At 54.9% G+C, this 20,591-nt stretch carries 17 protein-coding genes; 10 read left to right on the forward strand and 7 right to left on the reverse strand.

What is annotated here, in order from left to right; translation table 11 throughout:
- Positions 1-41: 41 nt before the first annotated feature.
- The 8 genes from topA (at position 42) to KQI26_RS04110 (ending at position 10,839) form a co-directional block, all read left to right on the forward strand.
- Complete coding sequence (topA, locus tag KQI26_RS04080; protein ID WP_216503326.1) at positions 42-2,435, forward strand: type I DNA topoisomerase; 2,394 nt, start codon at positions 42-44, stop codon at positions 2,433-2,435.
- Positions 2,432-3,760 (forward strand): methylenetetrahydrofolate--tRNA-(uracil(54)-C(5))-methyltransferase (FADH(2)-oxidizing) TrmFO, encoded by a 1,329-nt coding sequence (trmFO, locus tag KQI26_RS04085; RefSeq protein ID WP_371744074.1) that lies wholly within the window; start codon positions 2,432-2,434, stop codon positions 3,758-3,760. The genes topA and trmFO overlap by 4 nt, the downstream gene beginning before the upstream one ends.
- A complete protein-coding gene (gene plsX, locus KQI26_RS04090; RefSeq protein ID WP_216503327.1) occupies positions 3,757-4,788 on the forward strand; it encodes a phosphate acyltransferase PlsX in 1,032 nt (343 codons plus the stop codon). Before trmFO ends, plsX begins: the two co-directional genes overlap by 4 nt.
- Positions 4,789-4,916: 128 nt before the next feature.
- Entirely contained in the window at positions 4,917-5,153 is a 237-nt protein-coding gene (gene acpP, locus KQI26_RS04095) for an acyl carrier protein (protein ID WP_216503328.1), read from the forward strand.
- A gap of 81 nt (positions 5,154-5,234) precedes the next feature.
- Entirely contained in the window at positions 5,235-5,912 is a 678-nt protein-coding gene (gene rnc / locus KQI26_RS04100; protein ID WP_216503329.1) for a ribonuclease III, read from the forward strand.
- On the forward strand, positions 5,909-6,865 hold the full coding sequence (locus tag KQI26_RS04105; protein ID WP_216503330.1) for a radical SAM protein: 957 nt from the start codon (positions 5,909-5,911) through the stop codon (positions 6,863-6,865). Before rnc ends, KQI26_RS04105 begins: the two co-directional genes overlap by 4 nt.
- A 167-nt stretch (positions 6,866-7,032) precedes the next feature.
- Complete coding sequence (locus KQI26_RS15685; protein ID WP_345941594.1) at positions 7,033-7,122, forward strand: putative holin-like toxin; 90 nt, start codon at positions 7,033-7,035, stop codon at positions 7,120-7,122.
- A gap of 903 nt (positions 7,123-8,025) precedes the next feature.
- On the forward strand, positions 8,026-10,839 hold the full coding sequence (locus KQI26_RS04110) for an S-layer homology domain-containing protein (RefSeq protein WP_216503331.1): 2,814 nt from the start codon (positions 8,026-8,028) through the stop codon (positions 10,837-10,839).
- Between the two features lie 148 nt (positions 10,840-10,987).
- Here KQI26_RS04110 and KQI26_RS04115 read toward each other — a convergent pair whose 3' ends face one another.
- The 3 genes from KQI26_RS04115 to KQI26_RS04125 all read right to left on the reverse strand — a co-directional run bounded on the left by KQI26_RS04115 (position 10,988) and on the right by KQI26_RS04125 (position 14,777).
- Positions 10,988-12,022 (reverse strand): P1 family peptidase, encoded by a 1,035-nt coding sequence (locus KQI26_RS04115; RefSeq protein WP_216503332.1) that lies wholly within the window; start codon positions 12,020-12,022, stop codon positions 10,988-10,990.
- 533 nt (positions 12,023-12,555) lie between these two features.
- Positions 12,556-13,212: a hypothetical protein gene (locus tag KQI26_RS04120; protein ID WP_216503333.1), complete on the reverse strand. Its 657-nt coding sequence runs from the start codon at positions 13,210-13,212 to the stop codon at positions 12,556-12,558.
- Between the two features lie 125 nt (positions 13,213-13,337).
- The gene (locus KQI26_RS04125; protein WP_371744076.1) at positions 13,338-14,777 is read right to left on the reverse strand and encodes a nicotinate phosphoribosyltransferase; all 1,440 of its coding nucleotides are present in this window, start codon (positions 14,775-14,777) and stop codon (positions 13,338-13,340) included.
- A 166-nt stretch (positions 14,778-14,943) separates the two neighbouring features.
- On the opposite strand from KQI26_RS04125, the gene KQI26_RS04130 reads away from it, so the two are divergent.
- Together KQI26_RS04130 and KQI26_RS04135 are read left to right on the forward strand one after the other, a co-directional pair.
- Entirely contained in the window at positions 14,944-16,059 is a 1,116-nt protein-coding gene (locus tag KQI26_RS04130) for an ROK family transcriptional regulator (RefSeq protein WP_216503334.1), read from the forward strand.
- Positions 16,060-16,451: 392 nt separating this feature from the next.
- The gene (locus KQI26_RS04135; protein WP_216503335.1) at positions 16,452-17,984 is read left to right on the forward strand and encodes an ABC transporter substrate-binding protein; all 1,533 of its coding nucleotides are present in this window, start codon (positions 16,452-16,454) and stop codon (positions 17,982-17,984) included.
- A 52-nt stretch (positions 17,985-18,036) separates the two neighbouring features.
- Here the strand turns inward: KQI26_RS04135 and KQI26_RS04140 are convergent, their stop codons facing one another.
- The 4 genes from KQI26_RS04140 to KQI26_RS04155 all read right to left on the reverse strand — a co-directional run bounded on the left by KQI26_RS04140 (position 18,037) and on the right by KQI26_RS04155 (position 20,236).
- A complete protein-coding gene (locus tag KQI26_RS04140) occupies positions 18,037-18,417 on the reverse strand; it encodes a hypothetical protein (RefSeq protein WP_216503336.1) in 381 nt (126 codons plus the stop codon).
- Between the two features lie 26 nt (positions 18,418-18,443).
- Positions 18,444-18,884 carry a cell wall hydrolase gene (locus KQI26_RS04145; RefSeq protein WP_216503337.1) on the reverse strand — a complete coding sequence of 147 codons (441 nt, stop codon included), beginning with the start codon at positions 18,882-18,884 and terminating at the stop codon, positions 18,444-18,446.
- A gap of 89 nt (positions 18,885-18,973) precedes the next feature.
- A complete protein-coding gene (locus tag KQI26_RS04150) occupies positions 18,974-19,444 on the reverse strand; it encodes a threonine/serine exporter family protein (protein WP_216503338.1) in 471 nt (156 codons plus the stop codon).
- 21 nt (positions 19,445-19,465) lie between these two features.
- Positions 19,466-20,236 carry a threonine/serine exporter family protein gene (locus KQI26_RS04155; protein WP_216503339.1) on the reverse strand — a complete coding sequence of 257 codons (771 nt, stop codon included), beginning with the start codon at positions 20,234-20,236 and terminating at the stop codon, positions 19,466-19,468.
- Positions 20,237-20,591 lie beyond the last annotated feature (355 nt).

Here is a 20,591-nt window from a genome sequence, read left to right on the forward strand (position 1 = left end):
GAAATGGGCGGCCCGCAGCAGGAGCCGCCGGGAGGAACGCAATGTCAAAATTACTCATTGTGGAATCGCCGGCCAAGGCGAAAACCATCGGCAAATACCTGGGGGCTGACTATGTGGTCAAGGCATCCATGGGGCATTTGCGGGATCTGCCCAAAAAGAAGATGGGCGTCGACATCGACGGGGACTTTACCCCCCAATACGAGCCCATCGAGGGCAAGGACAAAATCATCGACGAGCTGAAAAAAGCGGCGGAGGAAAGCGATTTCGTCTACCTGGCCACCGACCCGGACCGGGAAGGGGAAGCGATTTCCTGGCATCTCAAGGAGATGCTCCATCTGCCCGACAGCAAAACCAAGCGGGTCACCTTCAACGAAATTACGAAAAAAGCGGTGCTCGCCGGGGTGGAACATCCCCGGGACATCGATATGAATCTGGTGGATGCCCAGCAGGGCCGGCGGATTCTGGACCGGATCGTGGGCTATCAGCTCTCCCCCTTCCTGTGGCGGAAGGTGCGGGCCGGGCTGTCGGCCGGCCGGGTCCAGTCGGCGGTCACCCGTCTGATCGTGGACCGGGAGCGGGAGATCCAGGCTTTTGTGCCCAAGGAATATTGGTCCATTGATGTGACCCTCACCGCCGGGCGGAAGAATTTCACCGCCGGTTTTTATGGAACGGCAGAGGGCAAAATGGAGCTTTCCAGCCAGGAGGAGACCGAAAAGGTGCTCTCCGCCATCGACGGGGCGGGCTATCGGGTGGAAAAGGTGAAGAAGGCCAAAAAGAAGCGGACGCCTGCGCCTCCGTTCATCACCTCCACCTTGCAGCAGGAGGCTTCCCGGAAGCTGTCCATGACGGCCAAGCGCACCATGATGGTGGCGCAGGAGCTGTATGAAGGCGTGTCCATCGAGGGCCAGGGGCTCACCGGTCTGATCACCTATATGCGTACCGACTCCCTCCGCGTCTCCGATGACGCCCTGGCCGCCGCCCGGGATTACATCGGCGGCCGGTTTGGCAATGACTATCTCCCCGCCAAACCCCGGCATTACAAAACCAAGAAGAACGCCCAGGACGCCCACGAAGCGGTGCGTCCCACCAATCCTCTGCTGGACCCGGAGAGCATCCGCAGCAGTTTGTCTGCCGATCAGTATAAGCTGTATAAGCTGATCTGGTCCCGGTTCACCGCAAGCCAGATGACCGATGCCATGATGGACACCACATCGGTGGACATTGGCTGCAACGGCTATATTTTCCGGGCCACTGGTCAGACGGTGGCATTCCCCGGTTTCCTGGCCCTGTACGAAGAGGGACTGGACGAAGTGCGCAGCGACGATGAGCTGGCGCCTTTGCCGCCCCTCAGCGAAGGCGACGAGCCCAAGCACAAAAAGACCGAGCCCAAGCAGCACTTCACCCAGCCGCCGGCCCGGTATACCGAAGCCTCCCTCATCCGCACCATGGAGGAAAAGGGCATCGGCCGTCCCAGCACCTACGCCCCCACCATTTCGGTGGTTCTGGGCCGGGATTATGTGGTGAAGGAGGGCAAGTCCCTGCGTCCCACCCCACTGGGTGAGGCCGTCACCGATCTGATGATCGACAAGTTCCACGATGTGATCGACATCAAGTTCACCGCCGGTATGGAGCGGCAGCTGGACGAAGTGGAACAGGGCAACACCAATTATGTGGATATCCTGCGCAAGTTCTACACCGGTTTCTCGGGCGAGCTGGAGAAGGCGGAAAAGGACCTGGAGAAAAAGCGCATCAAGATCAAGGACGAGGAGACCGATGTGGTCTGCGAGCTGTGCGGCCGGAAGATGGTCATCAAATCCGGCCGGTTCGGAAAGTTCCTGGCCTGCCCCGGTTATCCCGAGTGCAAAAACACCAAGCCCATCACCGAGGACACCGGCGTGCTGTGTCCCCTGTGCGGAGCCAAGGTGGTGAAGAAAAAGTCCCGCAGCGGCTATTACTATTACGGCTGCGAGAAAAATCCCACCTGTACCTTTATGACCTGGGATAAGCCCACCAACAAAAAGTGCCCCAACTGCGGCGAGCCTCTCTATAAGCGCTATACCAAGGCAGAGAAAAAGTATGTGTGCTACAAGCCGGGGTGCGGCTATGAGGAAGATTTGCCTCAGCGGAAGAGCAAGAAAAAGGATGAAGAAGCTCCGGCGGCAGAGCAGAATGTGGTGACGGCTGCCGAAAATGCAGCGGAGACCCCGGAGACTGCAAAAGCCACCAAGGCCAAAAAGGCTGCCAAGACCACCAAGACGGCCAAAGCCAAGGCCCAGGAGGAAGCCGGGGAGGAAAAGCCCAAGAAGACCACTCGGAAGAGCACCAAAAAGGCCGCCGGTGAAGGGGAAGAAACACCCAAAAAGAAGACCACCCGGAAAACAGCTGCCAAAAAGGCGGCAGAAAAGCCGGAAGCGGAAGAGGAAAACAAAGAATGATGCAAGCCACAGTGATCGGAGCGGGTCTGGCCGGCAGTGAAGCAGCCTGGCAGCTGGCCTGCCGGGGGATTGAAGTACGGCTGCTGGAGATGAAGCCCCGGCAGAAGAGCCCGGCCCACAAAATGGATATCTTTGCCGAGCTGGTGTGCTCCAACTCCTTCCGTTCGGGGGAACTGACCAATGCCGCCGGGCTTCTGAAAGAAGAGCTGCGGCGGCTGGGCAGCCTGATCGTGGCCTGTGCCGACACCACCCAGGTGGACGCGGGAGGGGCGCTGGCGGTGGATCGGCAGGCCTTTTCCCACCTGGTGACCCAGCGGCTGCGGCAGCATCCCCGGATACACATTGAGGAAGAGCGGGTGGATGCCATCCCGGAAAGCGGCCATGTGATCGTGGCCACCGGCCCGCTCACCGAAGGTCCCCTGGCCCAGAACATGATGGAATGGCTGGGGGAGGAAGAGGCCCTCAGCTTCTATGACGCCGCGGCTCCCATCGTTTCGGGAGCAAGCCTGGATATGGACAAGGCCTATTTTGCCTCCCGTTACGGCAAGGGCACCGGCCTGGACTACATCAACTGCCCCATGGACAAAGAGCAGTACCTGGCTTTCTGGCAGGAGCTGTGCCAGGCCGAGGAAGCTCCGGTCCACGGCTTTGAGGACAAGCGGGTCTTTGAAGGGTGTATGCCGGTGGAAGTGATGGCCCGGCGGGGAGAGGACACCCTGCGCTTCGGCCCTCTGAAGCCCATCGGCCTGCCCGACCCCAAGACGGGGAAGGAGCCCTATGCCGTGGTGCAGCTGCGGCGGGAAAACAGCCAGGGCACCATGTACAACCTGGTGGGTTTCCAGACCCATCTTCGCTTCCCCGAGCAGAAGCGGGTGTTTTCCATGATCCCGGGACTGGAAAAAGCGGAATTTCTCCGGTATGGAGTGATGCACCGCAACAGTTATCTGTGTTCGCCCCGGGTACTGGATGGGTTCTACCGGGCGAAAAAAGATCCCCGGGTGATGTTTGCCGGGCAGATGACCGGGGTGGAAGGGTATGTGGAATCCACCGCCTCCGGCTTTGCTTGCGGTCTGAATATGGCCCGGAGCATGCTGGGCCTGCCGCTGCTGGAGTTTTCCACCCAGACGGCCATCGGCGCCCTTAGCCGGCACATCAGCTGTTATGAAGGCAAGAATTTTCAGCCCATGAACATCAACTTCGGCCTGATCGACGGGCTGGACAGAAGGGTCAAGGGCAAGCGGGAGCGGTACATGGAGATCTCCCGGCGCTCTCTGGAACAAATCGAAGCATATCGGAACACAGTAATGGAGGGGACAACGGAATGAAGATCATTGTAGACGCCATGGGCGGTGACAACGCCCCTCAGAGCACGGTAGAAGGCAGCGTGCTGGCCGCCCGGGAACTGGGCGTGGAGATCGTTCTGGTGGGACAGGAGAAAGCCATCTTGTCCTGTTTGGAAAAAGTGAAGAGCGATGATGTGGCGGGGAAGATCGAAGTGGTCAACGCCCCGGAAGTCATCGATATGTGTGACAGCCCCATGAGCGTCACCAAGGAGAAGAAAGATTCCTCCCTGGGCGTGGCGCTGCGGCTGCTGAGCGAAGGAAAAGGGGACGCCATGGTCTCCGGCGGCAATACCGGCGCAGTGCTGGTGGGCTCCACCATGTATGTCAAGCGTATCCGGGGCATCCGCCGTGCGGCGCTGGCCCCCATTCTGCCCACCGACAAGGGCGGCGCGCTGCTCATCGACTGCGGTGCCAATGTGGAATGCACCCCGGAATATCTGCTGCAATTTGCCTATATGGGTTCCTTCTACTGCCAGAAGCAGATGAAGATCGCCTCGCCCCGCATCGGCCTGATCAACAACGGTGCTGAGGAGAGCAAAGGCACTCCCATGATCAAAGAGACCTACGGCCTTCTGAAGCAGGCCGGGGAAGCGGGCCGGCTCAACTTCGTCGGCAACATCGAAGGCCGGGATGTGCCCTTCGGCATGGCCGATGTGATTCTGTGCGACGGCTTTACCGGCAATGTGCTGCTCAAGACCTATGAGGGCGTGGGCCTGTACTTTGTAGGCGAGCTGAAGAAGATCTTCTTCAAAAACCTGGGCACCAAGCTGGCGGCGCTGCTGGTGAAGAACGGTCTGGGCGCGCTGAAAAAGAAGATGGACTATAAGGAAGTGGGCGGCGCACCCCTTCTGGGCATTTGCAAGCCGGTGATCAAGGCCCACGGCTCCAGCGATCCCCGGGCCTTCAAGAGCGCCATTCGCCAGGCGGTGCAGTACGCCGAAAGCGGCATCATCCGGGACATCACCGAGAATATCGAGCACATGACGGTATCGGCCCCGGGAAAAAATTGAAACTGCCACTTTACAAGGCTTTAGGGGTTTGCTATAATCACTGACTGTACGGCGGGGGCAGGCTCTCGCCGGGGAAAAAGTATATAATGAGATCGATAGAAAATCTCGATCAGCAGGAGGTGGCAAAGATGGTACTGGAGAAGCTGAAGGGCATCATCGCCCAGCAGTTCGGGGTGGATCAGGACGAGATCACCGAGGAGACCACATTTGTGGGCGACCTGGGCGCTGATTCCCTGGATCTGGTGGAGCTCATCATGAGCGTGGAAGAGGCTTTTGAACTGGGCCAGGTGGAGGACAACACCCTGGAGAATGTCAAGACCGTAGGCGATGTGGTGAATTTCATCAAAGAGCGGATCGGGGAATGATCGAGCAAACCGGAAGAAAGGGGCGTGGGGCATCTGTGTCCCGGCCCTTTTCTGCTGGAAGGGAAGAAGGAGGGAGAATCCATGGCAACACAGCTCAAGCTGGGATATCGGTTTCACAACGATCAGCTGCGGCAGAACGCGCTGACCCACAGCTCCTATGCCAACGAGAACCGGGAGAAGGGCGTGCGCAGCAATGAGCGGCTGGAATTTTTGGGAGACGCGGTGCTGGGCTTCATCTGTGCGGAATATATTTATAGTCACTTCCGGCATATGCCGGAGGGGGAGCTGACCAAGCTGCGTGCGTCCATCGTGTGCGAGAAGTCGCTGTATGAATATGCCCAGCGTCTGAACCTGGGAGAGCACTTGCTTTTGGGTCACGGAGAAGAGAGCGGCGGGGGACGGAAGCGGGCCTCGGTGCTGGCCGACGCGGTGGAGGCCATGCTGGCGGCCATCTACCTGGATGGCGGCATGGAAGCGGCCAAGGGGTTCATCCTGGACTATATCAAGGAAAAGGCCGAGACGGTGTCCCGCACCCGGCACCCTCTGGATTATAAGACGGCCCTCCAGGAGATCGTGCAGAAGAACCGGGAGGAGACCCTGACTTACCGGCTCAAGGGCGAAAGCGGGCCGGATCATGACAAGCGTTTTCTCATCGAGCTTTTGATCAATTCCAATGTGATCGCCCAAGGGGAAGGGCGGAGCAAGAAGGAAGCGGAGCAGGAGGCGGCCCGGCAGGCGCTGGAGCTGATGGGGCAGTGACAAAGCACATCCTGCCGGTGTTCATTCCCCATGTGGGCTGTCCCCACCAGTGCGTGTTCTGCGACCAAAAGGCCATCACCGGGCAGAAAGCCCCCACTGGCCGGGAAGTGGAGCGTATCTTAAAGGAGGGGCTCCGCTTGGGGAAGAACCCCCAGATCGCCTTTTATGGAGGCAGCTTCACCGCCATACCCGCCGCCTTACAGGAAGAGTACCTGGAGGCGGCTTTTCCATATGTGCAGCAGGGGCAGGCCCAGGGGGTGCGGGTGTCCACCCGGCCCGACTGCATCACAGAGGAAGGGCTGGCCCTTTTGAAAAAATACGGCGTCCGGACCATCGAGCTGGGGGCCCAGTCCATGGACGATGAAGTGCTGCGTCTTTCCGGCCGGGGCCACCGCGCGGAGGACACCCTTCGGGCAGCCCGCCTGGTGCAGGAAAAGGGCTTTGAGCTGATTTTGCAGCTGATGGTGGGTCTGCCGGGAGACAGCCGGGAAAAAAGTTTGCGCTCGGCCCGGGCGGTGGCGGCCCTGGGCCCCCAGGGGGTGCGGCTCTATCCCGTCTGCGTGCTCCGTGGCACGCCCCTTTTTGCCATGATGGAGCGGGGGGAATACACCCCGCTCACCCTGGAAGAGGGGGTGGAGTGGAGTGCCGACGCCCTGGAGGTTTTTCAGGAAAAGGAGATCCCCGTCATACGCCTGGGGCTGAACCCCAGCCGGGAGCTGGAAGAGCAGGCTCTCGCCGGGGTCTATCACCCGGCCCTGGGCCAGCTGGTGCAAAGCCGCATTTTGCGCCGCCGGTGCGAGGAAGTTCTCCGCCATGCACCCCCCGGCCCGGTTACCTTATATTATAGGAAGGGCCAGCGTTCCACGCTCCAAGGCCAAAAAAATGAAAATCTCCGGTATTTCAAAGAACACTACCCCGACAGGATTGTCAATATTGAAGAACTTCCGCAATAGACAAGCCCCGGCCATTTGGCCGGGGCTTGTCTATTGCGGAGAATGTCATAATATGTTATACTGCAAATAGGCGCTGCCAGTAACGGTAGGCGGTTAGTCCCCCTTGTTTCAAAAAAGGGGGGAAACTTCTTGCCCCCCGACCCTGTGTATAGGAAGGGGGGATGGTCATGGTTACATATTCTGATTTAATACAAATCGGCATTTTGACCGTAGCCATTATCAGCCTGTTTTTTCAGGTCAATAATAAAAAGAAGTAACCGCCCCATGTCCCCACATTTGGCGGTTACTTCTTCGTAACCAACAAGGGAACTGACCGACTTACCGGCAGCGCCCTTTTTCTATGTTATATTATACAACCCTTTGCCGTGCTGTGTCAATGCCCCAAGTCCGTTGTATGCCGCAGGGCAAAGAAAAGCCCCCCTTGTGCAAAGGGGGGACAGCGTGGCAAAGCCATGCTGGGGGGATTGTGAAGCCCAGCGCACCAGTTAGCCAGGCTGCATGACCGGGTGCGGGAGCACAGTATGGGTGCAGCGTCACGCTGCTTGACAGGGGAAGCGCAGGGAGATATAATAGAGATAGAAAAAGGGCACTACCGGTAGACGGTTAGCCCCTTACTAGATTACGGAAGTAACCGCATCAGTTGGGAGCCGAGGCGGTTACTTCTTTTTATCATTAACCTGAAAAAACAGGCTGATAATGGCTACGGTCAAAATGCCGATTTGAATCAAATCAGAATATGTAACCATGGTCATCCCCCCTTCCTGAATAGGGTCAGGGGGCAAAGAAGCTGTCCCCTGTGTCAGGGGGTTAACCGCCTACCGTTACTGGTAGTGCCTGATCTCAATATAGCATAATGCGACTTTTTTTGCAAGAAACCGTGCTCTGTTGCCCATTCGATCCACTTGGCCCCGGTGGTGGCCCCGCTGCCATGCCGGGGGGATTGTGAAGCCCAGCGCACCAGTTAGCCAGGCTGCATGACCGGGTGCGGGAGCACAGTATGGGAGCGGCGGCTCGCCGCCCTGCCGCAGCAGGTATTCTGGCGACAGTGTTACACTTATGTTACAATCCCCTGCAAAGTCTTGCAAAAAAAATCGGCTTTTGGTATCATGCATTACGAAGGGTACGATGTGCCCAAAAATTTTATAGGAGGAATGAACCACATGAGAACTCTGAAAAAAGTTCTTGCGCTGTCCCTGGTGTTTGCCATGGCTTTCACCATGATGGCTGGTGCTGCGTTCAAGGATCAGAACAAGATTGATTCTGCTCTGACCAACGACATCCAGCTGCTGACAGCTCTCGGCGTCTTCAAGGGCGACGAGAATGGTAACTTCAACCCCACAGTCAATGTGAAGCGGTCTGAAGCTGCCAAGATGATCTATGTTCTGAAGAACAACGGTGTCGATGACGGCGCTGTTGCTTTCCAGGGCGTATCCAAGTATGCCGATGTTCCCGTTGGCCACTGGGCTGAGGGCTACATCAACTACTGCACCAACCTGGGCTACATGGGTGGCTGGAAGGAAGGCAATGTGCAGAAGTTCGATCCCAACGGCAATGTCACCGGCGTTGAGCTGATGAAGATGCTGCTGTGCATGATCGGCTACAAGGCTGATGTGCAGGGCTACACCGGCAACGGCTGGCAGACCAAAGTTCTGGTCGACGCCGCTACTTCCGGCCTGTCCGTTGAATTTAAGCCTTCTGTCTACGCTGCCACTCCCCGTCAGTGGACTGCCCGCCTGATGACCAACGCCATCAACGCTCCCTATGTTTCTTACAACAGAGGTGAGTTGCAGTTCGGCAACGCTAACGACTCTACTATGAGCTATGGTAAGCAGTATCTGGGCCTGGAAATTGCCATGGGCCAGCTGACTGAGACCAAGACCATGAAGTACGATGATACTAGTGCTACTAATATTGTGAAGGGCACCAATAGCGATAATGTCGCTAAGATTGCTGCTGTTTCTGGTGTTACAAATACTGAAGCTGGCGATGTGGACTTTGATGTCTCTGCTAATCTGCTGGGTGAGATTGTTAATGTGTACTACAAGAAGGGTAGCACACCTGCTAGCACCACAACTGCTGACAAGATCTATGCTGTTCTCCCCGCTCGTTCCGCTGTGTACAACACCACACTGGGCGATGTGAAGGTTGATGGTACAAAGATTTCTTTCGAAGGCTATGCTGAGAAGGATTACGGTAAGAAGACCATCACTGTTTACGAGAACTTCGTGAAAAACGCTACTACATCTGTTGAGATCACTTCTGCTACTGAGCTGAAGAATATCGGCTTTGGTACTAACAACAATAGTGCTGTGAAGCTGGTCGATGTGAACAACGACGGCTTTATCGATTCTGCCTTTGTCACTAAGAGCACCTTTGCTATCGTTAAGGGTATCGATGTTGCAAAGACTAAGCTGACCCTGAAGGACGCTGCTAGGAACAATATGTTCCTGCAGAAGGATGGCACTGTTTCCAACGGTAGCACCGGTACTGCTGATCTGACATTCAACAGCAGCAGTGCTGAAAATTGGAAGTATCTGAACCTGGCTAAAGATCTGGCTGTGGATGATGTTGTTCGCATCACCCCCAATTATACCTCTGGCAATGTTGTTTTTGATGTTGTCAAGGCTGACTCCTTCACTGGTACTGTGAGCGGCTACAAGGTTGGCGACAAGTACAACGTTACTGCTCCTACTTCTAAAGATTATTATCACTATGCCGAGATCACAGTTGGTGGCACAAGCTACAAGGTTGGTGCTATCAATGCTAACAACGAGACTGTGATGAAGGGCTACAAGGCCAGCGATGAAGATGATGTTAATCTGCACGAGGCAAAGAACTTCTACACCGATGGCAAGTATGTTATCTATGCTACTGGTAAAGCTTCTACCTTCTCCACCAATCTGGCTTATCTGATTGATGTTAATAGGTCTGATGTTTGGCAGAATGGTAAGGTTAAGGTTCTGACTGCTGATGGCGTTAAGACTTTGTCTTATGTTGCTGAAGCTGATCTGCCTTCCGGTGCTAAGACAACTAGCGACTTGGATTCTGCTAAGGATACGGTCTATGAGTATGTCATGGACGGCGAGAATGTGTATCTGAAGGAGCTGGCCAACTCCGGCAAGACCGTTACTGGCACTGCTACTGCTGCCTTGGAGTATGACAAGGCTAATAAGCAGGTCAAGATCGATACCGTGAAGGCAATGAACTCTGCGGATTCTCTGTATTTCGTGAAGTACACAGATGCTACTACTTCTACTGTCAAGTATGTTGCTCTCAAGGGCAGCGAGCTGACCTATGGTGTCAATGGTACTAGCGGCAATACCAATATGAATGGTAAGCAGTATGCCTATAGCGAAGCTACTGGTATGCCTGTAATGGTATTTGGTGTTCTGGACTTTGGTGCAGCTGATCTGCCCAATGCTGCTTCTGGCGAGAAGTATGCTGTCGTGACTGGCACTGCCAGCATCGTTGGTGATATCGATAGCAACAACTATAAGGTGACTCTGCCTGTTGCTGGTGTCGATGTGAGCGAACTGACCTTTAAGATCGGCAAGACCGATGCTATGAAGGTCATGGATACTCTGAATGCCAATAGAAATAAGCTGGTTTCCTACAAGCTGTCTGGCGAGTATGTTTCCAAGAATGCCTTGACTCCGGTGACGAATACTGCGGCCCAGACTGATGACCAGTGGACTGCTATCACTGTGGAGGATTACAACGACACTACTATCTATGGTACTGCCACTTCTGACAAAGTGTTCTACACTGTGAACAGCAATACTAAGTACATCTACATCACTAAGACTAACACAACTGCTAATGCTTCTGTGGCTAAAGATGGCTCCATGGCTAAGGCTTCTGAGAGCACCTACAAGAATGCCATCGTTCTGTGTGATGTGGTTGACAATGTGAACACTGCGAAGATCGTGGTTGTTGAAGTCAACGGCAACGATATTGCTAACCTGGCTCAGTAATTTCCCTCACCGGAATTACAGTGAATAGCGAAAGCTAAACAAAAGGGACGGCTTCGGCCGTCCCTTTTTCTATCCTTTGCCCTCGGTTGGACAGAAGAAAAGCCCCGGAAATGTTTCCGGGGCTTTTGCTCTGTTCGGTTTTCTTAGGTTAGAGGAATTCCCGCAGGCTGTGGACGACCTGACCGTCCAGCCGCTGGCTGGGGCTGGCGCACACCATGCTGTTCAGCACAGCCTCTTCCGTGGCCTCCGCCACTGCGCGGAAGCAAAGGTCCAGCCGCTCTTCGCTGATCTCCTGGCGATCCAGAATGTCCTGGGTGGGGGCGTGGGGGATGCGCCGGGCGGTGGAAAAGCCGATCATGATTTCGCCGCTGCCGTGGCCCACAAAGCTGCCCAGCCGGGCCAGGCCCACGCTGCACCGCTTGAGGATGCGCTTCAGCTGCCGGGTGGAGCAGGGCAGGTCGGTGGCAACCACCATCATGATGCTCCCTTGATCCACCGGGGTGTCCCCCAGGCTGCGCACCGCAAGCCCTCCCCCCAGGCAGATGCCGTCCACCGTCAGGTCTTCCAGCTTGCCGTGGTTGCTCTGCACCAGCACCCCCAGGGTGTAACTTTTGCCGTCCAGCAAGATCCGCCGGGAGGCCGAACCGATGCCGCCCTTCAGCCCATGGCAGATGGTGCCCTTTCCGGCCCCCACATCCCCTTCGTCAAAATCCAGCGACGCATTTTCGATGGCGGCAAAGACTTCCTTTTTCCCCACGGCCCGATGACCGATGCGGTTGATCCTGCTGTCGTTGCATTCGCCCACCACCGGGTTCAGGCTCCGCATTTCCACGCCGTCCTTTTCGCACTGTTCCAAAGTGTATTCCACCAGGGCGTCGTGCACCAAGCCCACATTCAGGGTGTTGGTCAGGGCGATGGGGGTCTCCAGGGTGCCCAGCTCATCCACCTGCAAAAGGCCCGCTGTCTTGCCGAAGCCGTTCCAGACAAAGCTGGCCGCGGGCAGCTTCTGGGCAAACAGGTTCCCCGGCCCGGGGAGGATCACCGTCACGCCGGTTTTGTTTTCCCCGTTGTCAATGGTGCAGTGCCCCACCTGAACACCTTCCACATCGGTGATCTTGTTCCGCTGGCCCCGGGGCAGGCTGCCCACTGTGATTCCATATTCGTTGATCCGCTTTTGGTACATTGTCATCTTCCTTTGTGCTGTTTTCGTCTTTTTTCTTCATTATAGCATAGGCCGCTGGTCGTGTCCACTTGGAACCGATGGGGACCCCGCCGGGAGGCTGGAAAAGGGTCGGGGAAAAACTAGTTTGTCCCCGAGAGCCAGCGGCGGCGTCGCTTAGCGGGATGCTGGTTATTTCGGCTATGCGCCGAAATAACGCGCCGCCAATGCAAAGACCCCACGGAATTTTCCGTGGGGTCTTTGTGATCCTCGCCGCAGCGAGGATTCTGGCTCGGGGGGATGACCATGGTTACATATGTGACATTAAGTGATTTGCTCACTTTCTGCCTTGTGATCATAGGCGTTATTAGTCTGGTCATCCAGGCCGGTAATAAAAAGAAGTAACCGCCCCAGGCCCAACTGATGCGGTTACTTCTTACACCAAATCAGGGGGACTAACCGACTTACCGGCAGCGCCCTTTTCTGTCTTTATTATACTGCAAGATTTCCCTTTGTGTCAAGGCCCAGTGCCTGGGCAGCGTCACGCTGCCAAGGAGTTACGGCTGTGTTGATCCCGTTTCAGTGCCGGTGCCCACCACATCGCCCAGCACCATCTCCAAACCCTTGGAAAAATTCTGGGCATCGGAGGTATATTCCTCCATTTCCGCCTGGAGCACCAGAGCTTCCGCAGCACCGTCCTCCTTTTTGGCGGCCTCGGCGATCTCCACCGTCAGCCGCAGCACTTCGCTGGAGGCCGTGGCTCCGGTTTTCACCAGCTCATGGGCTTCCGCATAGCTTTCCGGCGCCTGCAGCTCGGCAAAACGCTCGTACATGGGCCGCATATTGCTGATCAGACCCATAGCCACATCGATTTTGTTCTGCTGGGCCTTTTTTTCTGCCTCGGTTTTGGCGGTCGCACTCATGGCTTCGTCCAGCTTGCGGGAGGCCTCGTTGCTGGCCATCATCAGCTCGTCATAATATTGCTGGCAAACGGTCAGATATTCCTCTTCGCTCAGCGGCTGGGTCACATCGGGCAGGGGAGTTTCTTCCTGCTTTTCTGTGTTGTCCGGGGTATCTGTGGTGTTTTCCGTCTGCTGCGCTTCTTTTTCCGCCTTGGAAGGCTCTTCCTGCTTGTTGCAGCCGAACAGCCCCAGCAGCATTACCGCCGAAAGGCTCAAAGCGCAAAGGCGTATGGTGGATTTTTTGTGATTCATGGGTATCCCCTCCTGGGTCATGGTGGTTCCGATATGTAATGTAATTATAACATTAACCGGCCATTTTTTCAAGGTTTTGCAACAAAATAACAAAGCCGCCGGTTTTCCGGCGGCTTTGGAAAGGTTTAATATTGTTCCAGCAGATCCTGTTTGATCTTCCACAGTTTGGGGGAGAGATCCACGATATAGGAATGGGGATTTTCGAACCGCTTGACCTCGGGCCACAGCGTTCCCACTTGCTGACGGCAGAACGCCTGGATCTCCTGGATGGGGCGTTTTTCATAGACGCATTTGCCCTTTTGGAAGATGGGCTGCAGCAGGGGCACCGCAGTGTAATCGGTGAGGGTCTTTTTCTTCCAGGTATAAGTGGGGTCGAAAATGGTGTAGGGCTCGCCCTGAGGCATTTCCTCCTCATGGAGGGCCACCACATCGGCAGAGGCCAGGCCGGTTTCTTTGTCGTAAAAACGCCATATCTGCTTGAAATGAGGTGTGGTGATTTTTTCCACATTCTCACTGATCTTGATCTTGGGGATGATGTGGCCGTCATTGTCCTCGATGGCGGCCAGCTTATAGACGCCGCCGAAGATCGGTGCGCTGCGGGAGGTGATCAGCCGCTCGCCGATGCCGAAGGTGTCGATCTGGGCCCCCTGCATGATCAGGTCACGGATGAGCACTTCGTCCATGGAATTGGAAACCACGATCTTGCAATCGGTCAGCCCTTCCTCATCCAGCTTGGCCCGGATCTTCTTGCTCACATAGGCGATGTCGCCGCTGTCGATGCGCACGCCTTTCAGCCGGCAGCCCTGGGGCTCCAGCACTTCCTTGGCGATGCGGATGGCATTGGGAAGGCCGTATTTCATGACGCTGTATGTGTCGATGAGCAGAGTGCAGTCCCGGGGATAGATCTCCGCATAGGCCTTGAAGGCGTCGTATTCCGTGGGGAACATCTGCACCCAGCTATGGGCCATGGTGCCTGCCGCCGGTACGCCGTAATCCCGGTCGGTCATGACGCAGGCCGTGCCGGCACAGCCGCCGATATAGGCCGCTCTGGCGCCCAAAACGGCGCCATCGCCGCCCTGGGCACGGCGGGAGCCGAATTCCAGCACCGTCCGCCCCTGAGCCGCCCGCACCATCCGGTTGGCTTTGGTGGCGATCAGGCTCTGGTGGTTGATGGTGAGCAGCACCATGGTTTCGATAAACTGGGCCTGGGCCACCGGGCCACGCACGGTGACGATGGGTTCGCCGGGGAAAATGGGAGTGCCTTCGGCGATGCACCATACATCACAGGCAAATTTGAAGTTTTTCAGATAGTCCAGAAATTCCGGGCAGAAGCAGCCTTTGCTGTGAAGATATTCCAGATCCTCCTGGGTAAAGTGGAGGTTTTTCAAATAGTCCACCAGCTGCTCCACGCCGGCCATGATGGAATAGCCGGCATTGTCAGGCACATTCCGGTAGAACATATCAAAATAGGCGATAGTATCTCCCATGCCCTTTTTGTAATAGCCATTGGCCATGGTAAATTCGTAAAAATCGGTGAGCATGGTGAGATTTTTGTTCAGTTTCAAGGTGTCCACCTGCGTTTCTTTCAAAATTGGGGCTTTTTCCCGAAAAGAGATTTGCCCTATCTACATGATATATGGTAAGATGGTCAGTGTCAAACGAAATTCCCTGTTGGGAGGACAATTTTCTGCCTCCCAGGCGTTTTTTCAGCAAAATAAAGGAGAGACCGTTATGAAAAGCAGAACCGGCAGCCTGGAGATGATCAAAAAGATCAATCGACAGCTGGTGCTGGAGACCATTAAAAGCCAGCAGCCCATCAGCCGTGCCCGCATTGCCCGGGAGCTTTCTTTGAGCAAAACCACCGTCAGCGCCATTTGTGACGAGCTGCTGCGCAGCCGGATGGTCATCGATCTGGGGGAGAAAGGGCCGGAAAAGGGAAGTGGACGCCCGTCCAAAATGCTGGGATTCAATCCCCTTTCGGCCTGCGGCGTGGGCATCGATATTCACCCGGATCACGCATTGGCCGTGGTCACCGATCTGGATGGCCGGGTCCTCTATCGTACCGAAACCGCCATGGACCCTTCTCCTGAGCCCATGGCGGCCCTGGCCCGCAAGTGCGTGGAAAAGGCGGGGATGACCCAGGAAAAAACCATCGGCCTGGGCGTCAGCCTGCCGGGAACGGTGGATCGGCGGGGACGGGTTATCCGGGCCAACAGCCTGGGGTGGCAGAATTATTCTTTGGCAGAAGAACTGGGACGGCTGCTGCCCTTTCCGGTGGAGATCAACAACGAGGCCAACTGTGCCGCATTGGGAGAGCGCTGGAAGGGTACCGGCGCTCGAGCGGACGATCTTTGCTACATTGCCATCGGCCGGGGGGTAGGCAGTGCGATTATTTGCGATGGCGAGCTGATTTATGGCGCGGCCTGCCGGGCCGGAGAGATCGGTTATCTGTTGGGTGAGATCGATCAGGAGATGAGCAACCGGAATGTGCTGGGCGAGCCGGGAGTAATGGAACGGAAGATCTGGAGTACTCTCACCAGCTGTGGATTGAATCTGGAGCAGATGTTCCAGGCCTATGTGCAGGGGAAGGAGCCGGCACGGGGAGCGGTGACCTATTTTATCCGGGATCTGGCCCGGGTGATTGCCAATATTGCCAGCATGCTCAACCCGGAGGTGGTGGTCATCGGCGGTATCGTGGCCCAGTATATGAAGCCGGTGCTGCCGGATATCCGGGCAGTGGTGGGGGTGTTGACTCCCATTCCCACCCGGGTGGAGCTGGGAAGTCTGGGGCCCTGGGCTGCGGCCATGGGGGCCGCTTTCCAAGGCAGTGTCCACAGTAAATTGTAAAGAAACACAAAGAATAGGCGCAAAAGATCGTGAAAAGTAAAAATAGAATGATCAAATGAAATCAGGATCAACAAGAAATCCCAGGAAGTATATTTCCTGGGATTTCTTATTGGGAAAATGGTTGCATTTGGATAACACAAAATGAAACAAAAATAGGGAAAAGTCAGTTTGGCCAAAAAAATAAGCAGAATAAATAAAATTGCTCCTGTTTTCAGCAGGGTGTATTTCAGGGGAAAACAACAGCAGGAGTGTTGTTTTTCATACAAAGAAAAAACAAAATGTTCTTTGTACTGCACAGATTCCCGGGCTGCACATTCTTGCTGACGCTATTGACAAGGAAAAACCAGAGGAATAGAATGAAGTCATTCTATTGAGACAGGAGGAGAAGAATTGTGAAGAAGCCAACAAAACGATTGACAGCACTTTTGATGGCGGGAATGCTGTGTCTGGGCCTGGTGGCCGGATGCGGCAAGGATGGAGGTTCCCAGGGGAAAAACTTCAGCGGGACGAAGGACACTCTGGTGGTAGCCACCATGGCAGAAACTCCTACTCTCAGCCCGGTGGAGCACAATGCCACTGCGGGTTATTACATGAATTTGATGAACTTCACTTGTCTCATGCGTCTGGATGAGGATCTGAATCCAGTGCCTGATCTGGCAGAAAGTTATGAAGCAATCAGCGATACGGAATGGGAGTTTAAGCTGCGTCAGGATGTAAAATTTCACGATGGCACTTCTATGAAAGCAGAAGATGTCAAAGCATCGCTGGAATGGGCCAAGGGCTTTGCCGAGGTTTCCCTGTATAACGATAATATTCAGTCGGTGGAAGTGGTGGATGATTACACCGTACGCATCACCACCCCCACTCCCTCTCCGGTGTTGCTGTTCAATCTGACACAACACGGTAATGCCATCGTCCCCAAAAAGCTGATTGACGAAGGCCATGATTTTAATACTCAGCCCATTGGCACCGGTCCTTATAAGTTTGTCAGCTGGACTCGCGGTGATCAAGTGGAGTTTGAAGCTTTTGAAGACTACTATCTGGGTGAGCCTTCTATTAAACATGTAACCTGGAAGATTATCCCGGAAGGTTCTTCCCGTACCATTGCGCTGGAAGCCGGAGAAGTGGATCTGGTGATTGAGGTGGAAGCGATGGATGTAGAACGCATCCAGGAAAATGACAAGCTGGCCACCATTCAATATATGCCCACCAGCGTAACATGGGTTATGCTTAACAATGAAAAGCAGTTTATGGATAACGAGAATATCCGCCATGCAATCAACTGTGCCATCGACAAAGAAAGTGTGGTCACGGTAGCTCTGAATGGGTTGGGTAAGCCGGCCTTGGCGCAGATGCCCACCAATATCCCAGGTGTGACAGAAGAAAATGCGGACCAGTATGATGTGGAAAAAGCCAAAGAGTGGTTGGAAAAATCCGGAGTGGACCCGGCAGAGATCAAATTCTCCATTATTTGCTCCGATGATACCAAAAAGCGGGCTGGTGAAGTGGTGCAGGCCAATTTGAAGGAGATCGGGATTGAATGTACTTTGGAATCCATGGACTTGGCCACCTATCTCAGTGCCACGGCCGAAGGAGATTTTGTGGCAGCCATCGGTGGTTATGGCATGAGCGATACCATTTCCTATTTTAACGGTGTGTTCCACAGCAAATCCATCAATGCTTCCAATAAATCTCGGATGAATAATCCAGAGATTGATGCTTTGATCGATCAGGCCAGTAAGACCATTGATAAGGAGGAGCGGGAAGCTCTGACCACCCAGTGTGCTGCCATGCTCAATCAGATCTGCTCCCAGGCGCCGCTATATCAGACCATCAGTCTGCGGGCTTTTAATGCGGATCTGGAAGGCGTTACGATTAACGATGCCGGTGATTTGCGCATCGAAAATATCAGCTGGAAAAAATAAACGATTTCATAGAAAAAGCCGTCCCTGGGGACGGCTTTTTCCTTGCAATCTGTTACATGGAGCGGGAGCCGGCATTGCCGGTCGGAGCGTTGATGGTGCCCCGGCCACGAGGGGTGGAGCGGGTATTGTAAAAGGTGACGAACTTGATGGAATAGAGATCGCACACCACATACCGGTCCTCCAGATCCTGATACAATGTCACATAGTTGTTGCCCACGGCATAGAGGATGCCGCCACGGGTGACGATATTCTGGGTGCCGATGAGAAAGTCGATCTCCACATAATAGCCCAGGTTGTCGGCCAGGTCCTGAAGCATGGAGCCTCGGGTCACATCGGCGTTGGACTGGGGGTCCAGTACCTGATTCATCGGTTCGTCCGGGTCCATATGCAGCCCTTGGGAAGTTGTGCCGCCATAGGATGTGTCATAAAACATAGTAAGTACCTCCCGTGTTTCCGTTGTTATGTTTGAAAATAGGCATCCAGCGGGTCATAGAAGCAGTGGTCACCGATGCGATGGGTGAAAATTCCCACTTCACTGGGGAAGTTCTCCCGGCAGAGAGGGGAATAGGGGTTATAAAACCACAGCGCCTGACCCAATGGGGAGAGACGGTTGCCCGCCATGGCCCAGTCGGCGATCTCATAATGAATGGCCTCCGGGCGCATATTGTAGATGTTTTGGGAGTTGTATTGGCCATTTTCCGTTTCAGAGGCACAGACGAACTGGCCGGGCTGAAAAATAATGTTCCGCAGGCTGCCTTGGCCTACCCGGGCATATTCTCCGCCGGGAGTGTGGACCCGGTTCATCACCACCGAAGCCACTGCTTTCATGCCGTTTTCCCCTTCGCCTCCTGCTTCGCACTGGACCAATCGGGCCAAAAGCTCCCTGTCCGAATAGGCCACTGTTCATTCCTCCTTTTCCCTCTATTCTATGTGGAATGTGGGGAAGGGTGCAAAAAAGCCGCCTTCCACTTGGGAAGGCGGCTTTGCTGTCAGGCTTTTTTGCACTGTTTCTTCTTTTTCCGGTGGTACCAGAAGAGCATGCAGAAGCGGAACAGAGAGGAAATGAGCACAATGCCCAGGGCCAGAGCACCGGCCACGGCCAGAGTGTGCACCAGCGATTGGCCGAAGGCGATCTGATTGCCCGACACACAATATTCCATGGTGTAGTAGATGCCAGCGCCAGGGACCAGAGGTAGGATGCCCACGATGAGGAACATGGGCACCGGGGCTTTGTAAATGCGGGCCAGAATCTCAGAATAAAGGGCCACGGCCATGGTGGCCACAAAGTTTTGCAGAATATCGTTGCCGGTGAAATTCAGAAGGTTATAGGCGATCCAGCAAATGGACCCGCCCAAAGGGGCCAGGAAAATGAATTTGCCCCGCATGTTGTAAATCAGGGTAAAGGCCAGGCAGGCCACATAGGCATACAGGAAAGCCAGCAATATTTCATGAATGGGCATAAGAAGGCTCCTTTCTTTTGGTTAGAAAAACAGCCGATGGAGGGAGAGCACCATACCGGCGCCAAGAGCAATGGCGGTGGCAATGAAAAGGGCCTCCACCAGTTTGGCCTGACCGGCCAGCAGATCGCCGGCGATGATATCCCGCATGGAGTTGGTGATGGCTACGCCGGGCACCAGGTTCATAATGGCGCCGATGACCATCTTGTCGATGTGATCGGCCACGCCGATTTCCACCCAGAACACCGCCAGAAAAGCGGTGACGGCGCTGGAGATGGTGTTGATAAAAAAGCCGTTGGTGTGGAACAGATCCATGCCGTAGCCGATGAGCCGGATGGCCGCGCCCAAAGTGAGGGAGCAAATGGCGTCCATCAGATTGCCGCCGAAAAACAAAGTGAAGCCGAAGGCGGCCAGGGCGCAGGCAAAAACCTGGACAGGCAGAGGATAGACCGGCTGGGATGCAATGGCTTTCAGCCGCTGTTCGATCTCCTCAAAGGTGGGCCGTTCCTCCACAATGTCAAAAGACAGGTCATTGAGCCGGTAGATCCGGTCCAGATCGGTGGAGCGGCTGTAGATCCGCTTGGTTTTGGTGAGCGTTTTGCCTCCGGGAGGATTGATGGTGACGATGATGGTGGTGGGGACGGCGAAAACATCCACCTCTTTGACCCCATAGGCCGCCACGATCCGCTGGATGGAATCTTCCACCCGGTAGATCTCCGCTCCGTTTTGCAGAAGGGAAACTCCCACCCGGGTCGCGATGTCCAAAAGCTCCTGATGATCGATGTGCTGATCCATAGGCTTCTTCCTCCCAAAAACCGGGTGTGAAGGCCTCCTTCGCCCCGGTGTTTCCAACTGCAAATATTATACTGTATGGCTTTCAGAATGAAAAGATTGCAGATGTGGGAAAAAGAGGGAAGAGTATAAAAATATTTCATATATTTTCACTAATAATAAAAAAGTTTTAGAGTAAATAGGATAAACTCCAAATTTTTTGTCGAAATTCCGGGAAGCAAAGCAAAACCCTGCGGCGCTTGAAAGCAAGGGGGTGCTATGCTATACTGAAACGAGAAAGAAGAAGGGAAAAATCCCCCGGAAAGGGGTCGCGTCCCGGGGAGGACGCATATAGTATGTGAAGCATGAGCACTTAGCC

Origin of the sequence: Intestinimonas sp. MSJ-38, from assembly GCF_018917925.1 — a bacterium.
Taxonomy (GTDB): domain Bacteria; phylum Bacillota; class Clostridia; order Oscillospirales; family Butyricicoccaceae; genus Pseudobutyricicoccus.

Excerpts from the sequence above, each read along its gene's own strand:
- topA (WP_216503326.1), top strand. The coding sequence starts at position 42 with ATGTCAAAATTACTCATTGTGGAATCGCCGGCCAAGGCGAAAACCATC.
- trmFO (WP_371744074.1), top strand. The coding sequence starts at position 2,432 with ATGATGCAAGCCACAGTGATCGGAGCGGGTCTGGCCGGCAGTGAAGCA.
- plsX (WP_216503327.1), top strand. The coding sequence starts at position 3,757 with ATGAAGATCATTGTAGACGCCATGGGCGGTGACAACGCCCCTCAGAGC.
- acpP (WP_216503328.1), top strand. The coding sequence starts at position 4,917 with ATGGTACTGGAGAAGCTGAAGGGCATCATCGCCCAGCAGTTCGGGGTG.
- rnc (WP_216503329.1), top strand. The coding sequence starts at position 5,235 with ATGGCAACACAGCTCAAGCTGGGATATCGGTTTCACAACGATCAGCTG.
- KQI26_RS15685 (WP_345941594.1), top strand. The coding sequence starts at position 7,033 with ATGGTTACATATTCTGATTTAATACAAATCGGCATTTTGACCGTAGCC.
- KQI26_RS04110 (WP_216503331.1), top strand. The coding sequence starts at position 8,026 with ATGAGAACTCTGAAAAAAGTTCTTGCGCTGTCCCTGGTGTTTGCCATG.
- KQI26_RS04115 (WP_216503332.1), bottom strand. The coding sequence starts at position 12,022 with ATGTACCAAAAGCGGATCAACGAATATGGAATCACAGTGGGCAGCCTG.
- KQI26_RS04120 (WP_216503333.1), bottom strand. The coding sequence starts at position 13,212 with ATGAATCACAAAAAATCCACCATACGCCTTTGCGCTTTGAGCCTTTCG.
- KQI26_RS04130 (WP_216503334.1), top strand. The coding sequence starts at position 14,944 with ATGAAAAGCAGAACCGGCAGCCTGGAGATGATCAAAAAGATCAATCGA.
- KQI26_RS04140 (WP_216503336.1), bottom strand. The coding sequence starts at position 18,417 with ATGTTTTATGACACATCCTATGGCGGCACAACTTCCCAAGGGCTGCAT.
- KQI26_RS04150 (WP_216503338.1), bottom strand. The coding sequence starts at position 19,444 with ATGCCCATTCATGAAATATTGCTGGCTTTCCTGTATGCCTATGTGGCC.
- KQI26_RS04155 (WP_216503339.1), bottom strand. The coding sequence starts at position 20,236 with ATGGATCAGCACATCGATCATCAGGAGCTTTTGGACATCGCGACCCGG.